The sequence below is a fragment of the Protofrankia symbiont of Coriaria ruscifolia genome, assembly GCF_900634745.1.
Classification (GTDB): domain Bacteria; phylum Actinomycetota; class Actinomycetes; order Frankiales; family Frankiaceae; genus Protofrankia; species Protofrankia californiensis.
On the sequence record NZ_CAAAFR010000036.1, the window covers coordinates 170249 to 183958 of the forward strand.

Consider the following 13710-nt stretch of genomic DNA (forward strand, 5'->3'; position numbering starts at 1 on the left):
CAGCCCGACGAGCACGGCGACGCCGGCGGCTGACCTCAAACGACCGGCCCGTCCCACCTTCGTCCTGCTGTCGTTCGTCCCGTCGCCGTTCCCGTTCGCCTTGTCGCCGTTGGCCCGGCCCGGCTGCGTCCCGCTGGCGGACACCGGTCCGCCGAGTGTGCCCACCACGCCTGGAGGCTACGAGAGGGCAGCAGGAGACATTGAAACCTGTAGCTAGAAACCGCTGCTATCACGATGGTTTCCACCTACAGCTGGGTGTACCCCGGCGACGGCCGTAGGTAGGTTCCGTCGCCACAACGCCCCCTCGCGTGGGTGTTCGCCGGGAGCGCACCACCACGACTCACGCCGCATCACGACCTGTGCCGTCGCCTTCGGGGACGTCTCTCCAGGTAGCCGCAACCGTACGCACCACCCGCTCCAGCATCACCGTCTGTCCCGCAAGGTATGCCGCAACCTCACGGGCGGCATGACACCCCGCCACCTCGGCCGGATGATCCACCCGCAACGCCACCACAGCCAGCAACGCCGCCCCGCACCGATCAGCCCCCATAACGCGATCATTGCTACTGGCCGCGCCCCTGGCACCAACCGCGCGTTCCACCATCGCGGCGACACGACGATGGACAACGGCGAAACCCGCCCGATCCCGGTCCATCCGATCGCGCTACCGATCCATCGGTGCTATCAACGGGCAAGCTGAAGCACCATCGCTCCGCCATTCCGGCGTCCACAGCGTGCGCGTGCACGAGTCGACATCGATCTGCCAGGTCTGCCGGTTACGATGATCTTCGATACACACCGGCCGCCGCGTCAACGGCTCCGCCACCCGGGCATGCACCCAGGCATGCGCCGTCTCCCACGCCGCCCCGTCGAACTCCGCCACCACCACCCCGTCCCCGTCCACAACCACCAGCCGTCCCCCAGCACACGCGGCAGCCACACCCGCAGCCACCGGCGCACCCGGTACCCGCGGACCGTCCAGGAACGGAAAATGCCGTTCCCGCACCCGCGTGACCACCGCCCACGCCTTGTCATCCACGCGCACACCCACCGGCCCCGACCGGTCACCCCCACGGCCAGCGTTCGCGGCACGGTCATCCCCGGTATCCGCCAGCCCACCCCGGCCTACCGGCCTGTCCGCACCCCACGCGCGGGCCAACGCGGTATGTACCGCATCCAACGCCGCCCGCTGCCCGGCGACAAACGCCAACGCCTCCGCTTCCGTCACCCTCTCCCCGGCCCGCAACAACGATTCCGGCGTCACCGCCAACACCGCCAACAGACCCCGCACGATCCGGCCACCAGCATCCGACGTCCCCGACACGGACCGGCCGTGCCCCGAAGAAAACGAGCCGCCCCCGCTCACCGGGAATCCCGATGCCAGCGCACCGCCGGAGCCGCCACACTCTCGGTGAACCGCACCGGTCCCACCGCGTAGTCACTCATCCCGGCCGACCGTGCATGCTGATCGGCAGCGGTCACGCTCTCAAAGGCCATCACCACCCCCGAGACCGCCCACCTCTCCTCCCCGCCGTACTCGATCAGCGCATACAACGTGCCCGAACCGTCCATTGCTCTGTTTCCCTCCCACATCAACCGGCCCGCATAACCGGCCCCGGATAGATGAACGCGGCTGACCTTCGCCACACGGTCATCGAGAGTCAGGGGCAGACTGGTTCGCGCCTGTCGCATGCGTACGTGCGCCCGCTGGTGAGCGGTATCGAAGTCGGGGAACGCGTCGAGCGGTCGTCCATCTGCGTCCCACACCACGAACCGGCGTTCGTCCATGGCCCCTCTCCCTTCGGCTGAAGACAGGAGGCCCCTCGCCGTGCCTCCGTCCCCGTGCAGTGCCGCTGTCACGGACAGCAGCATGCGGCGGCCATCGCTGAGAAGTGCGCTACGGCCACGCACTGGGGTGTGCGCGGCTCGGTGGCCACGCTCGGCATGTCTGCTGTCACAAAAAAGTCAAACACTGTGAGTACCCAAAATGCAAGACTCGTTCTGCAAGTCGAGAGAAGTTGATATTGTTGCGAAACAAGCGAGTAGAGTCTTTCATTTCGAGTGAAGGACTACCCTCAAACCGAAGGAGGGACGAGCGATGCCACCAGGCACCACGACGGGCTCGACCGTGCCGCGCCGTCAGCTTGGCCGGTACCTACGTGATCTTCGGAACCAGGCGAGGTTGACCGTGCGGGCAGCCGCGCGCCGCTTGGAGTGGTCCGAGGCCAAGATCTGGCGCATCGAATCAGGGCTGACCTCGCTCCGAAGCTTCGATGTAGAGATCATGTGTCGGATCTACGGTGCGCCCGCCGATCTAACCGAGGCACTGATGGGGCTCGCGAAGGAGACCAAGGCACGTGGCTGGTGGCACAGCTACGGCGACGTCATCCCGGCATGGCTCGATCTATACATCGGACTCGAAGAGGCGGCCTCTCGTCTCTGGTGCTACCAGTCCGAACTTGTTCCCGGCCTCCTACAAACCGAGGAGTACACACGGGCCCTCATTCGAGCGGATAACCCCGGCGTCGATGACGACGAAATAGACCGGCGAGTTCACATGCGCATGGCCCGACAATCGTTGCTGACCCGAGCGGCCGATCCCCCGTTGCTTGACATTGTTCTCAACGAAACGATCCTACATCGCCCCGTGGGCGGCCCGAAGGTGCTGGTAAAGCAACTCGAACGGATCGCGGACGTAAACACGCTGCCTAATGTCACGGTCAAAGTAATGCCGTTCAGTGCCGGCCTGCATGCGGGTGTGACGTCGGGACCGTTCGTCGTTCTTCGATTTCCCGAGAACGGAACCGGACGCCCGGGGGAACCGCCAACGGTTTATGTGGAGGGTCTTACCGGAGCATTGTATCTTGAGAAAGATCACGAGGTAGAACAATACGAAGAGTCTTTTAGCACGATGTGGGAATCAGCGGCAGAGCGGGACGCGAGCACCAAAATGCTCATTGATCGAGCGAGGAGTCTGGAACCATGAACAGCTACGATCTCTCCGGCGCGACGTGGCGCAAAAGCAGTTACAGCAATGCTAAGGGTGAATGTGTCGAGGTCGCGTTCCTTGACGGCGGTGTCGTCGCCCTGCGGGACAGTAAGGACAACGGAGACGGTCCGGCTCTGATTTTTACCGATGCCGAATGGGCGGCATTCGTTCGTGGCGTGACGAATGGAGAGTTCACCGTCTGACAGCAGAATACCGCGCTTGCAGCGCACCGAAGAAAGTACGTCATTTCCACCTCTGTTGCCCGTCCGTGTGGCTCAAAGAAAGCTACTGAATGGGCAGCCAATCCGACCGGACCTGCGAGAAAGATAGGGTTCTTACCTTGCCCAATGTCCGCCCGAAGATGGACCTTAGGTCCGGATCATATAACGATGTCTTGGAGCGTGTCGAGCGGTCACTAGACGTCCGCTTCGACCGAACCACGATGGTTCGGAAGCGACGCTCAATCGGCCTCCTCAGCAACAAAGATACCTGGGTCCGCGTTGAGGTTCGATCCCCGGAAAAGATCACTGGACAGGGATGGAATGGGACAGAAACCTCGTCGGTGCTCCATGGTGTGGCTAGGCCCAAATGGAGGCAAAGCGTCTCTTGGAACGATCCGGAGCAGGATCTGATATGGAGAGCCGACGAGACAGATTTTGTCACTGATCGTCCGGTCAAGCCCGGTGGTATCCTTACCACCGATCCCGACCTTTCTGAGGAGTGGTGGGCGACGCTGAGATTGTCACTAACCGCGCTTTCCGAGCATTCGACGACCCGACTCGCTACTCCTCACACCGAACGAATCACGCAAGCACGAATAGATCTGACTATCAGTCGCGTCTTTGGCGACAAGATCGACACAACGGTCGACCAGTGGACGGCCGCGCACGCTGATCTAAATTGGGCGAACCTTACTGCACCGGCATGCATGCTGCTTGACTGGGAAGACTGGGGAATGGCGCCACGCGGTTTGGACGCAGCTAACCTATGGGTCAACTCTCTGGCGATTCCAGATCTTGCGAGCCGCGTCTATCGGGAATACAGAGAGGAACTGGAAAGCAAGAGCGGAAAGATCATGATGCTATTTCTGTGTGCGGACATCGTCGGCGCGCCCCCATCGTATTCAGGACCGCTTCACGAGCCGGCGCTCCAGGCTGTCGGCACGCTAGTAAAAGATCTTCAGTTTTGAGACCTTTTCTCACGGAGGAGCTGCCGATAACGAGCGATCTGATCCAAATTAACCCGCAGTGTTCCGATCGACACGAGTTCTCTCATATGATCGATGTTGCTGGAGCTTACGGCTATTCGCGCTACTCTGGGCAGCTCATATGATACACGAAAGATGGCTTGGAGGTCTGAGCATTCTTCGTCCGGATGAAGAAAGGCGGCCGTTTTAATTCTCCTCCAAACGTTGCGTGTGGCATCCCCACCAAAAGGGCTCATGCCCCACAGGCGATCGGGCGGGACGCCCAGACGCTCCGCCGTCCGCTCGCTTGCGTCGAGCTGGTCGGACGTTACGGGGTTAGTCCCGCACGTACCATGAGCACGTCTGGCGTGGGGGTCTTCGCGAAGGAATCACCATTGAGCGCCTCGATCAGCGGCCTCGTATCCCAGGACGATATTCCCCATGACGCGCACAGTCCCACAGCTACCGCTTCATCCAGCGCGGCGCATGCCGCGTCTAAGCGTTCCCGGGCGTGCGTGGGACTCATTCCCACAAGGGACTTCTCAGGATTGTGTAGAAAAACAACATCCGGGGCGCGTCCAAGATCGGACGCCGATTCCTCCACTGCGCGGCGCAGCCGGCCGGGAGCGAGGGAGTGCGCTACCCGTCCGGACTCTTGAAAGAAACCGACTTTTGTGGAGATGGAGAACGCGGACAGTAGGTCGCTTGCCGTGCTTGAGAGGATGCGATGGGAGTCGAATCCTCGGTAGTTGTAACTGGTATCCAAGGATCGAATGCCAACTACCAGGGCGTCCTCTAAAGTTTGTCGTCGGTGGTCAGACCGATATAGCCCGAGAATAACTCCGGAGTCAGTTCTGCGCATATACCCTCCCGGACCAAGACCTCCCCAAGTCGTTCGCCATCGATCCCCGCTGTGGTCGAAACGTAGTCGAGGCGGACAGGGTTACCCGATAGCAGCAGCTCAAGCGCCGGCAGCGCTTTCCCTGCGAAGACGATCCTCTTTTCTGCTGTTGTGACCGTTGCCGTATCTCCTTGCGTCTCAATTCGAGGCGGAAAATCAGTCACGCAGACTACCGCGGATGGCGAGCCAAAAACTCCAGCAGTAGAGACAAATCGGCCTGTGGAGGTGGCATGCGCGACGGCCGCTAAGTAATGAGTCGGCGGATGTGACGTGATAAGACACGACGCGGCATCGATAAGCGCCTTGCCTTCGGTTTGCAGCTCTTCCGGGTCTCCCCACCGCTTCAGATCGTCCCGAAAGATGCCTTCGCGGCGTGACTGGTCGGCAAGCCAACCTAACCAGTCTACGCCAGTTCGCTTGGCGAATCCGAACGTGGCATGAAGACTAAACCCGCTCACTCGGCCGGTACGGTTCGCCCGGTGCCAATGGCCCCGAGGAATATGCAACACGTCGCCGGTCTTTACGGTACCGGACCACACGACGTCTTCCGGAGGGTCAAGATTGGGTGCGGCGTCGCGATACATAGGAGCACGTCGGGACGGACCCCGCACCTCCCAGTCTTTGTCACCAGCCAACTGTACAGCGAGGACATCGTGATCGTCCCAATGCAAGGAGAAGCCCGAGGCGTCACCCGTTGTAAGGTATACATTCACCTGCACAGGCGCATGCGACCACCATTGAAACGCACGGCACGCAACCTCTAAGGTTGGATCAAAGTGATTTGCCGCATCCAAGATCAGGGTACAGCCAGATTGAAGGTGCTGCGTCAATCGGCGCATATCGACCATCGGAATTACTTGACCTCGCCTCGTCGTGTTCATCTGAAGCAACGAGCTGGGATGTAGTTCCGATCCGTCCTGAAAGCACCGAACTTGGGGTGAGACGAGACTTCGCCTCATTATCAGATCAAGGAATCGGGTCGGTGTAAGCAGCCTGGAACATATGCCAGGATCGGGGAGACTTCCTCGCTGGAAGCGGGAGGGTGTCGAGCTGGGTCCGGACCATGCCAACGCGGCCTCTATATCGCGGATAAGAAGATGATCCATCAGCAACCTTTACCTGGCTCTTTCGTCCTGCAACCCAGCTCACTACGAGACCCCGAACAGGGACAGATGAAAGACGGGCGTGCCGTACGGCGACCGCTCGTACGGAGCTTACCCGTCCCTGTTCTCGCCACTGTCGCCGACGGGTCCGTCAGAGTTCTGGAAGTCGCCGCGGTCCTGGATCGCGGCCAACTCCTCTACCGCGATAACGAGATCATCCTGTGGCGTCATTGCGCTGGTGTCCTTCCGTGTGCAGCATGCTGTCTCTCGCGCCCCCGCGACGATAACCAGAATCCGATGTACATCGTGGGTCCGAGTTCTGGTTGACTGCGGGCAGCGACAGAAAGATTACCGGACCGTCCCCAGTTTCGCGACCGTTTTCACGAACCCCTTCGGAGTTCGCACGCGGAGGGGATTACACCGCGTGCCGGCAGGGATGGCGCGTGGCGCGAGCAGCGTGACGCTGGCAACGCTCATGACCTGCGACGCTGTGAGCTGGCTGGCTGCCAGCGCGACGCTGCCGGCCAAGACTTCGGCCTCCCGGTAGGCGTGGGTGGGGGACCTACCCCACACGGACGCGCAAACACGCGCGACCGGGCCGACAACCATGGTTGTCGTCATGGCAGACGATCCGCTTACGGCAACACTCCGCGCGCTCGCCGAAGCCGGCGAGCAGGCACGTTCCGTCGAAGTGGAGATCCGAACGCTGGCAGCACGGGCAGCAGCCGAAGGAGCAAGCTACAGCGACATCGGGCGCGCACTTGGGATCACGCGCCAAGGAGCACGCAAACGGTTCTCACAACCGGCCGACACCAGCCAGAAGGCGACAACCATAGTTACCGCGCCCGGAGCGTAGGCAGAGGCCCACGACGACGGCCCAACATATGACACCGGCCCGAACCCGACTGGCGAGGATCATGGACAAACCTGAACGACGGAGGCGGCGCCACGCCGGGCGGAGACGGCACACACCGTCGATACGACAACCATGGTTGCCGCAGCACGTAAACCCGCCGCTTCAGCCGCCCCGACCAGTCGGAGAGCACGGCCGCACCTGCACTCCTCCGTCCCCCGGTAGCGCGGCCACGCAAGCAGGAACGCGGCCTGTCGTCGGTGCTGGACGACGGGGTGGTCACCGTTGTGAGCATGGCCGAGGATGCCGGCTACGAGCTACAGCGGACCGAGACGGGTTACCGCGTCGTGGTCAACGGGGTGTGGTGTAAGGGATGCTGCATCCCGACTGTAGGGGGGGTCAGCCAAGCGGATGGCTGCCGATGACACCAGGACCGACATCGGTCTTCCCGGCGGGGCGTAGGTACCGGACACGGCATCCAGGCGCCAGCCCTCGTGCGCGTGCCCGACTGAGCAGCACCGGAGATCATCGCTAAGTTTCTCTACGGTTTCAAGGGCGGCCCTCCGGGCCGCCGCGGGGTCCGCGCCACGCACGCCGCGCCCGGGGACGGGACCCGGCGGGACCGCCGCGCGACGCCTGCGCGCGGCGCTAGCGCGCCGTGCTCGGCGGCGCGTCGGCCCCGCCACCCGCCCTGGCGCGTCAGCGCGTCGCATCTCCCGCTGCCTGTGCGGACCGCCCTTGTACCCGTAGTCATCATGCCGTTATCGGTTGAATCCGACTCGGATTTTGCCCGCGCGGGGACTCGAGGCGACCGTCGCGTGCGCCGAGGCTCCGGCGTTTCAATCCGACTCGGATTTTGCCCGCGCGGGGACCAGAAGATCGAGCGCATCGAAGACTACGGCGGGGTTTCAATCCGACTCGGATTTTGCCCGCGCGGGGACAGTACCACAGTTTCCACCCCCGCTGACCTGCGACGATACAAGATCGTCCCACAACCTCCGCCGAGGCCCTGTGGACAACGACGCCAAAATCCATGATCGATAATGTTGGTGCAGGTCAGCAAGATGTCGATGTTTCCCACAACCTCCTCCGATTATCGGCGTGTCGGAGGTTGTGGGCGACGATCAAGGTTTCGTCGTTTGACAGACAGCCGCGCCATGTGCTGGTCGGCCGTGTGCGCGGTGACGGTATGCCTGTGGGTTTTTCCGGGGTTCCGCCCCAGACCCCGGCCCTCCCGTCCGGAGGGGAAGGGGAGGGGCGCACGTCCGCTGATCGCCTCCGCCGGACGGACACCCCAAGGGACTACCCCGGAACCTCCCAGCCGGGCAAGGGTCGCACGGCCATGCTCGGACGAGGGTTGGACCGGCGGCCCTTGCCCGGCCGGGAGAACCCGGGGTAGGGCGCAGCCTGCCCGACCGACGGAGGAGATCAGCTCAGGGGAAGCTGTGACCGTGGGTCACATAAACGGCTAACGGCTGGCTACTATGACACGGTCGGTGACCGAAATGTTTCGATCACCGACCGTTGTTCCGGTTCGTTGCCGTCCGGTCCGGTAGGGGATTCCAGGACCGGCGCGCGGCATCGACCAGCCATGTTGGTGAGACGTCGCTGGCCGTAGAAGCCTGCACAAGTTGCTGGTACTTGTCTCGCGGAATCTTCAACGCCTGGGGACTTCCCGTACGAAGCACAAGATAATCATCCAGAAAAGGGCTGACGATCAGTTCATGCACGGTTATCTCCTCCTGGCTCGAGAGATCGGGCGGGGACCCTATTCCCTCGCTGCTGGCATCACTGTCCGGCGATCGTAGGGCGCGCCCTTCTCCTGCAAGATCCGGCCGGATCCGTGGCATGCGGGAATATGCTGACATTCAGTCGGCGCCTATTTGTGCCGACTCTCCCCGGATGAGGCGGCACGGTACAACCAGGGAGAGCCGAGCTCAGGTCCCCGATCTGGGGTAGACCGGAAAAACTATGGGAACCACATGTCCGTCGATATCGTGGCTTGTCGCGTGGTGGTCGGCGGCGGCAACCGAGGGAAACGGCAGACGGACCTCCACCGGCAGTTCGTCCGGCCCGTAGACCACCAGGGCGTACAGCATCGCGTCCGTTGGAGCCGCGGATTGGGCGGACGTTTGGACGGCGCAGGTTCCTGTCCGCTGCCGGTAGCGGACAGGGGTCACCCCAGGTAACAGCTTCCCTGACACGGCATCCCCGTTCACATCGGGCCTGAAGCACGGTCGATCACTAGGATGAACAGTACCTGGAACGAGAAGTACTGTCTAGTACTTTCTGTACTAGTCTTGCGTCAGGTGAGGACGCCTACGCGATGCGCGAACGCCTTGAGTTCTGCGGAGGCCCGGCGCCCCTCGCTGTGCTGAAGATCGGCGACCAGCTCACGGACGCGGGGATGCTCCCATACCTGCTCGGGAGTCAGCGCTTCGGCTTCGAGGAGACTCGCCACCGCGTCGGCCGTCCTGCGGCGTTGGCCGTAGGCACGGGCAAGGTCGATGAGGAACCGCGCACGCCGTTCGGGCGAAAGCCCGGACCTGTCGATCCCCGCGGCCCGATCGAGTGCATCGCCGGCGTCGCCCAGCTCGACTGCAACCGACACTTCGTGCAGACGGACGTTGGTCGGGCCGAACTCCGTATCGAAGTCGTTGCGCCCCTCACCAACGCGTGCCGCTGCTTCCGCAGCCTTGTTCAGATGCTCCCGCGCCGTACCGCGGTTCCCCTCCCGTGCGGCAATAATCGCAAGCGTCAGATGGAGCCCGCCCCACAAGGAGATCGCTTCCGGTCGGGCCTCGAGAAGACGATCTTCGAGGGCGTCTGCCGCGGCCTGTGCGGTGTAGCGGGCATGCGCCAGCCGTGCCGGGCCCATGAGGGCGTGCGCCATCCGGTACTGCGCGGCGATCACAAGCAACGGCTCTTCAGCCTGCTCCGCGGCCGTCAGCGCCCGATCGGAGGCGATCCAGCCCGACTCGACGTCCCCGAGCTTGGCCAGTAACGCCGCCGCGGCCTGATACACCGTCGCCCCAGTCCGGAACACGTTCGCCCGCTGCTCGCCGGGCGGCAGGCTGCGGCCCGCCACCTCCAACTCGGGGATCAACTCTGCGAGCAGCGGTGCTACTTCCGCGTAGCGGGACGCGTGTACGAGCGGCCAGACGGATCCGGCGCGCTCCGCTAGCCGCTCCACATCCGTTGCCGACGGAGCGGACAGGCTGTCCGCGCCGAGCACGGCCGCCAACGCTGGATGCCCGGTCAACACCCGTCGGAGCTCGGCGATGTACGGGCTGTACTCGGCTGGGAGCGCATCCTGTGGGACGTCGGGTGCCAACTCCGAGACGGGTATGTTCAGTGCGTCGGCGACCTGCGCCAGCACCGATAGCCGATCCACCGTCCGGGTACCGCGTTCAACCTGCGACACCCAGCTCTCCGAACGGCCGATCAGCTTCCCCAGCGCCACCTGGGACAGGCCTCGCCGCTTGCGGTGGAACGCCAGCCGCTCACCAACAGTGGAAGGCTCGGTCATCGCGCACCGGCCGGAAGGCCCTTCGCCGGCCCGGGTACGACGAACTCGACCCGCGCCGGGGCGGACAGATACTGTTCACGCTCGGCAAGAAACCGCTTCACGTGGGCCTGCTCCTCGTGCGCGTCGAACGCCGTACGGTCGGCGTACACCTCGTAGAAGATCCTCGCCAGCGGCGCGCCCTCCACGGTGTGTGTCACGTAGAGTAAGGTCCCGGGCTCGCGGACCAAGATCAGCGGCACCGTCGCGGCAACCAGGCGATCAAAGCCGTCGGCTCCGTCCGAGGTCAGGTCAAACCGCACGACAAGCGCGAACATGCACGGACCCTCCACCTCTACACTCAGAGATCACGGGTGCAACTCTAACGCCTGCCGCACTTCTCAGACGATCCCGTACTTTTTGTGCGGCTAGCTTAGCCAAAGGTGGAGTTTTCGCCAATTTTCTCTACGGTGTCAAGGGCGGCCCTCCGGGCCGCCGCGTGGTCCGCGCCGCACACGCCGCGCTCTGGGACGGGACCCGGCGGGACCGCCGCGCAACGCCTGCGCGCCGTGCTCGGCGGCGCGTCGGTCCCGCCACCCGCCCTGGCGCGTCGGCGCGTCGCGTCCCCCGCTGCCTGTGCGAGGCCGTCCGTGTTCCCGTAGTTGTCATGACGCTGAAGCCGATTCAGTGGGCGTCGGCTCGCGAACTGACGCCCGGCCAACGGCGGGCGAAAACCAGGCCAGCGAGCGCGAGCAGCATCCAAGCTGCCAGGTAAAGAAACGCCACCTGAGCGGAGACGGCGGACCACAGAGCACCGGCAATAGCGCTGGCCGCTACATTGCCGGCAGCCTGAATGGCGGCCAGCAGCCCGAACGCCGATCCACGGATCTGCGACGGGGCGAGGCTAGCGACGGCGGTGTGCTGGGCGGTTTCGACACAGCCGATCGCCGTGCCGGCCGCGACGAACGGGAGCGCGAGGACGGCCAGGTGGGCACCGGTGACGGCAAAGCCGACGTAGGCGGCGGCGAACAACGCGACCCCGGCGGTGAGAACCCGGACCGCGCCGTGCTCCCCGAGCCGATCGGCGAGACGTCCGGCCGGCAGCGAAGCGGCGGTAGCAGCGACGTTGTAGAGGACGTAGAGCGCCAGCGCGAGGCTGGTAGCGGTGCGCTCGCCGTGGCCCGGCCGCAGCAGGTCGGTGGCGCGCAGGATGAGCAGGGTCGCGGCGACGTTGCCCAGTTCGAAGGCGGCGACCGCGCCCATCAGCGGGCCGAGACCGGCGCGCAGAACCGGGCGGACACGAATACGCAGCGGAACATGCTGACGGACCTCGGCTTTCGGGGCATGCCGGATGGCGTAGACGATCGCGGCGGCAGCGAGCAGGCCCGGTATGACAGACAGCCCGATCGCCCAGCGGACACCGAGCGCGGCGACCAGCCCGAGGGTGAGCAACGGGCCGAAGATCGCACCGAGGTTATCCATCATGCGCTCGAAGCCGTAGGCCCGGCCGTAGGCTGCCGGGGCGACCACGTCAGCAAGCAGGGCGTTACGCGCCGGTACCCGCACACCGCGGGCGGCCCAGGCTCCGGCACGCAGGACACCGACCTGCCAGACCGAGGTGGCCGTACCGGTCAGAGCCGCCAGCGCCGCGGTGCTGGTGTAACCGCCGACCGCGACCCGCCGACGGCGGCCGGGGTCGTCGGCAAGTGCCCCGCCGACCAGCCGGGCGGTGCCGGCCAGCCCGTCGGAGACACCCTCGATCAGCCCGAGCGCAGCGGCTGGCGCGCCGAGGGTGCTGGTGAGCAGGCTCGGTAGCAGTGCGGTGGGGATCTCGTGGCCGACATCGGCGAGCAGGCTCGCGGTCCCGATGCCGGCCACCCCGCGGGTCAGCCAGCGGTCGGACTCGGCTTCGACCGGTGGTGTGGTATCACTCCGAGATGTGGGGGCGCTGCTCATGGATGGCAGTGTGCTGGAGCGTCTGGCCCTGGCGTCTCGGGAGGTGACGATCCACTGTTTGAGATCGTGTCCATGGGTCTTTGATTTCTGTGTCCGCAGGGTTGGGGATCAAGACCCGGGGTTGCTGTTGGCTCACCGACCCCGGGTCGCTGCCGTCCGGCGTTCGATCCGGGAACCGCCCGCCAGGAGATCGATTACGGCGAAACGATGAGATCAACTACAAACGGCACGCCTGTGACCTGCGAGACCCACGAAGTGGGGCGATATCACAACGGTTTCCACCTGCGGGTCGGGTCAGGTGACCGAGGCGTAGACGACGGCGGTGTGTTCGGCGGTGCGCCGCTAGGGTGTGTTTGAAAAGTGGGGGCGTGTGATCCCACCTTGATCTGGTTTTGTGACCGAACAGCCATACGATCACTGTATGGCGCGGGGTGACCTGACGAACGAGCAGTGGACGATCCTGGAGCCACTGCTACCAACCGAGAAGAAGAAGCCTGGCCGGCCGCCGATCTGGACGAAACGGCAGCTGATCAACGGGATCCGGTGGCGGACGAGAACCGGAGCGCCGTGGCGGGACATCCCCACCCGCTACGGGCACTGGCGCACTGTGTACGGGCTGTGCCGGGACTGGCAGCGTGACGGTACCTGGACGGCGATCCTGACCGCGCTCCAGACACGGGCGGACGCGGCCGGGTTGATTACCTGGGAGGTGTCGGTGGACTCCACCGTCGCCCGCGCCCACCAGCACGCTGCCGGGGCGTCCAAAAAAGGGCTCTGCAGAAGCAGGGCCCGAGCGGGTCGCCAGCGAGCCGGCCGACCACGCCCGTGGACGCTCCCGCGGCGGTCTGACTACCAAGGTGCACCTGGCCTGCGAGCAGGGTCGGAAGCCGCTGTCGCTGGTCGTCACCGCCGGGCAGCGCGGGGACAGTCCCCAGTTCCAGCCGGTGCTGGCCGGTATCCGGGTACCTCGCGCCGGGCGGGGACGGCCCCGGACCCGCCCCGACCATGTGCTCGCGGACAAGGCGTACAGCTCGAAGGCCAACCGTGCCTACCTGCGACGGCGCGGGATCCGGTGCACCATCCCGGAGAAGGCCGACCAGGCCGCGAACCGCACGAAACGCGGTGCCCGCGGCGGCCGGCCACCCTCCTTCGACCCCAACAGCTACCAACAGCGGCACGCCGTGGAGTGCGGGATCAACCGGCTTAAACGCCACCGG

General features: G+C 64.6%; 14 protein-coding genes and 1 pseudogene. 5 read left to right on the top strand and 10 right to left on the bottom strand.

Annotation, left to right across the window (positions count from 1 at the left end; all coding sequences use genetic code 11):
• Positions 1-340: 340 nt before the first annotated feature.
• The 3 genes from CV1CTNOD_RS05185 to CV1CTNOD_RS05195 all read right to left on the bottom strand — a co-directional run bounded on the left by CV1CTNOD_RS05185 (position 341) and on the right by CV1CTNOD_RS05195 (position 1788).
• Positions 341-550 (bottom strand): hypothetical protein, encoded by a 210-nt coding sequence (locus CV1CTNOD_RS05185; protein ID WP_131785005.1) that lies wholly within the window; start codon positions 548-550, stop codon positions 341-343.
• Between the two features lie 114 nt (positions 551-664).
• Positions 665-1366, bottom strand: coding sequence for a hypothetical protein (locus CV1CTNOD_RS05190; RefSeq protein WP_131785006.1), 702 nt, complete (start codon positions 1364-1366; stop codon positions 665-667).
• Positions 1363-1788, bottom strand: coding sequence for a hypothetical protein (locus CV1CTNOD_RS05195; protein WP_131785007.1), 426 nt, complete (start codon positions 1786-1788; stop codon positions 1363-1365). Before CV1CTNOD_RS05195 ends, CV1CTNOD_RS05190 begins: the two co-directional genes overlap by 4 nt.
• Positions 1789-2098: 310 nt before the next feature.
• Between CV1CTNOD_RS05195 and CV1CTNOD_RS05200 the strand changes: the two genes are divergently transcribed.
• The 3 genes from CV1CTNOD_RS05200 to CV1CTNOD_RS05210 all read left to right on the top strand — a co-directional run bounded on the left by CV1CTNOD_RS05200 (position 2099) and on the right by CV1CTNOD_RS05210 (position 4178).
• Positions 2099-2986 (top strand): helix-turn-helix domain-containing protein, encoded by an 888-nt coding sequence (locus CV1CTNOD_RS05200; protein WP_131785008.1) that lies wholly within the window; start codon positions 2099-2101, stop codon positions 2984-2986.
• The gene (locus tag CV1CTNOD_RS05205) at positions 2983-3192 is read left to right on the top strand and encodes a DUF397 domain-containing protein (RefSeq protein ID WP_131785009.1); all 210 of its coding nucleotides are present in this window, start codon (positions 2983-2985) and stop codon (positions 3190-3192) included. The genes CV1CTNOD_RS05200 and CV1CTNOD_RS05205 overlap by 4 nt, the downstream gene beginning before the upstream one ends.
• A 191-nt stretch (positions 3193-3383) precedes the next feature.
• On the top strand, positions 3384-4178 hold the full coding sequence (locus CV1CTNOD_RS05210) for a hypothetical protein (RefSeq protein ID WP_242606374.1): 795 nt from the start codon (positions 3384-3386) through the stop codon (positions 4176-4178).
• A gap of 325 nt (positions 4179-4503) precedes the next feature.
• Here the strand turns inward: CV1CTNOD_RS05210 and CV1CTNOD_RS28110 are convergent, their stop codons facing one another.
• The gene (locus tag CV1CTNOD_RS28110; protein WP_131785011.1) at positions 4504-5037 is read right to left on the bottom strand and encodes an aldo/keto reductase; all 534 of its coding nucleotides are present in this window, start codon (positions 5035-5037) and stop codon (positions 4504-4506) included.
• Positions 4971-6182, bottom strand: a complete 1212-nt coding sequence (locus tag CV1CTNOD_RS05220) for a JmjC domain-containing protein (protein WP_131785012.1) — start codon at positions 6180-6182, stop codon at positions 4971-4973. Before CV1CTNOD_RS05220 ends, CV1CTNOD_RS28110 begins: the two co-directional genes overlap by 67 nt.
• Positions 6183-6798: 616 nt before the next feature.
• On the opposite strand from CV1CTNOD_RS05220, the gene CV1CTNOD_RS05230 reads away from it, so the two are divergent.
• The gene (locus tag CV1CTNOD_RS05230; protein WP_131785014.1) at positions 6799-7035 is read left to right on the top strand and encodes a hypothetical protein; all 237 of its coding nucleotides are present in this window, start codon (positions 6799-6801) and stop codon (positions 7033-7035) included.
• Positions 7036-8546: 1511 nt separating this feature from the next.
• On the opposite strand, the gene CV1CTNOD_RS05235 is transcribed toward CV1CTNOD_RS05230, so the two are convergent.
• From CV1CTNOD_RS05235 to CV1CTNOD_RS05250, 5 genes are all read right to left on the bottom strand, one after another.
• Complete coding sequence (locus CV1CTNOD_RS05235) at positions 8547-8762, bottom strand: hypothetical protein (protein ID WP_131785015.1); 216 nt, start codon at positions 8760-8762, stop codon at positions 8547-8549.
• A gap of 207 nt (positions 8763-8969) precedes the next feature.
• A complete protein-coding gene (locus tag CV1CTNOD_RS24425) occupies positions 8970-9131 on the bottom strand; it encodes a hypothetical protein (protein ID WP_165485319.1) in 162 nt (53 codons plus the stop codon).
• Between the two features lie 206 nt (positions 9132-9337).
• Positions 9338-10561, bottom strand: a complete 1224-nt coding sequence (locus CV1CTNOD_RS05240; RefSeq protein WP_131785016.1) for a helix-turn-helix domain-containing protein — start codon at positions 10559-10561, stop codon at positions 9338-9340.
• Positions 10558-10875 carry a putative quinol monooxygenase gene (locus CV1CTNOD_RS05245; RefSeq protein ID WP_131785017.1) on the bottom strand — a complete coding sequence of 106 codons (318 nt, stop codon included), beginning with the start codon at positions 10873-10875 and terminating at the stop codon, positions 10558-10560. Before CV1CTNOD_RS05245 ends, CV1CTNOD_RS05240 begins: the two co-directional genes overlap by 4 nt.
• Before the next feature lie 346 nt (positions 10876-11221).
• Complete coding sequence (locus CV1CTNOD_RS05250; RefSeq protein ID WP_131785018.1) at positions 11222-12493, bottom strand: MFS transporter; 1272 nt, start codon at positions 12491-12493, stop codon at positions 11222-11224.
• Between the two features lie 421 nt (positions 12494-12914).
• On the opposite strand from CV1CTNOD_RS05250, the pseudogene CV1CTNOD_RS27630 reads away from it, so the two are divergent.
• Positions 12915-13710: pseudogene (locus CV1CTNOD_RS27630) on the top strand (IS5 family transposase); the annotation flags it as partial.

Coding starts and splice junctions, on each gene's coding strand:
- CV1CTNOD_RS05185 (WP_131785005.1), bottom strand. CDS start 550: ATGGGGGCTGATCGGTGCGGGGCGGCGTTGCTGGCTGTGGTGGCGTTG.
- CV1CTNOD_RS05200 (WP_131785008.1), top strand. CDS start 2,099: ATGCCACCAGGCACCACGACGGGCTCGACCGTGCCGCGCCGTCAGCTT.
- CV1CTNOD_RS05195 (WP_131785007.1), bottom strand. CDS start 1,788: ATGGACGAACGCCGGTTCGTGGTGTGGGACGCAGATGGACGACCGCTC.
- CV1CTNOD_RS05240 (WP_131785016.1), bottom strand. CDS start 10,561: ATGACCGAGCCTTCCACTGTTGGTGAGCGGCTGGCGTTCCACCGCAAG.
- CV1CTNOD_RS05250 (WP_131785018.1), bottom strand. CDS start 12,493: ATGAGCAGCGCCCCCACATCTCGGAGTGATACCACACCACCGGTCGAA.
- CV1CTNOD_RS05245 (WP_131785017.1), bottom strand. CDS start 10,875: ATGTTCGCGCTTGTCGTGCGGTTTGACCTGACCTCGGACGGAGCCGAC.
- CV1CTNOD_RS05205 (WP_131785009.1), top strand. CDS start 2,983: ATGAACAGCTACGATCTCTCCGGCGCGACGTGGCGCAAAAGCAGTTAC.
- CV1CTNOD_RS05220 (WP_131785012.1), bottom strand. CDS start 6,182: ATGGATCATCTTCTTATCCGCGATATAGAGGCCGCGTTGGCATGGTCC.
- CV1CTNOD_RS28110 (WP_131785011.1), bottom strand. CDS start 5,037: ATGCGCAGAACTGACTCCGGAGTTATTCTCGGGCTATATCGGTCTGAC.
- CV1CTNOD_RS05230 (WP_131785014.1), top strand. CDS start 6,799: ATGGCAGACGATCCGCTTACGGCAACACTCCGCGCGCTCGCCGAAGCC.
- CV1CTNOD_RS24425 (WP_165485319.1), bottom strand. CDS start 9,131: ATGCTGTACGCCCTGGTGGTCTACGGGCCGGACGAACTGCCGGTGGAG.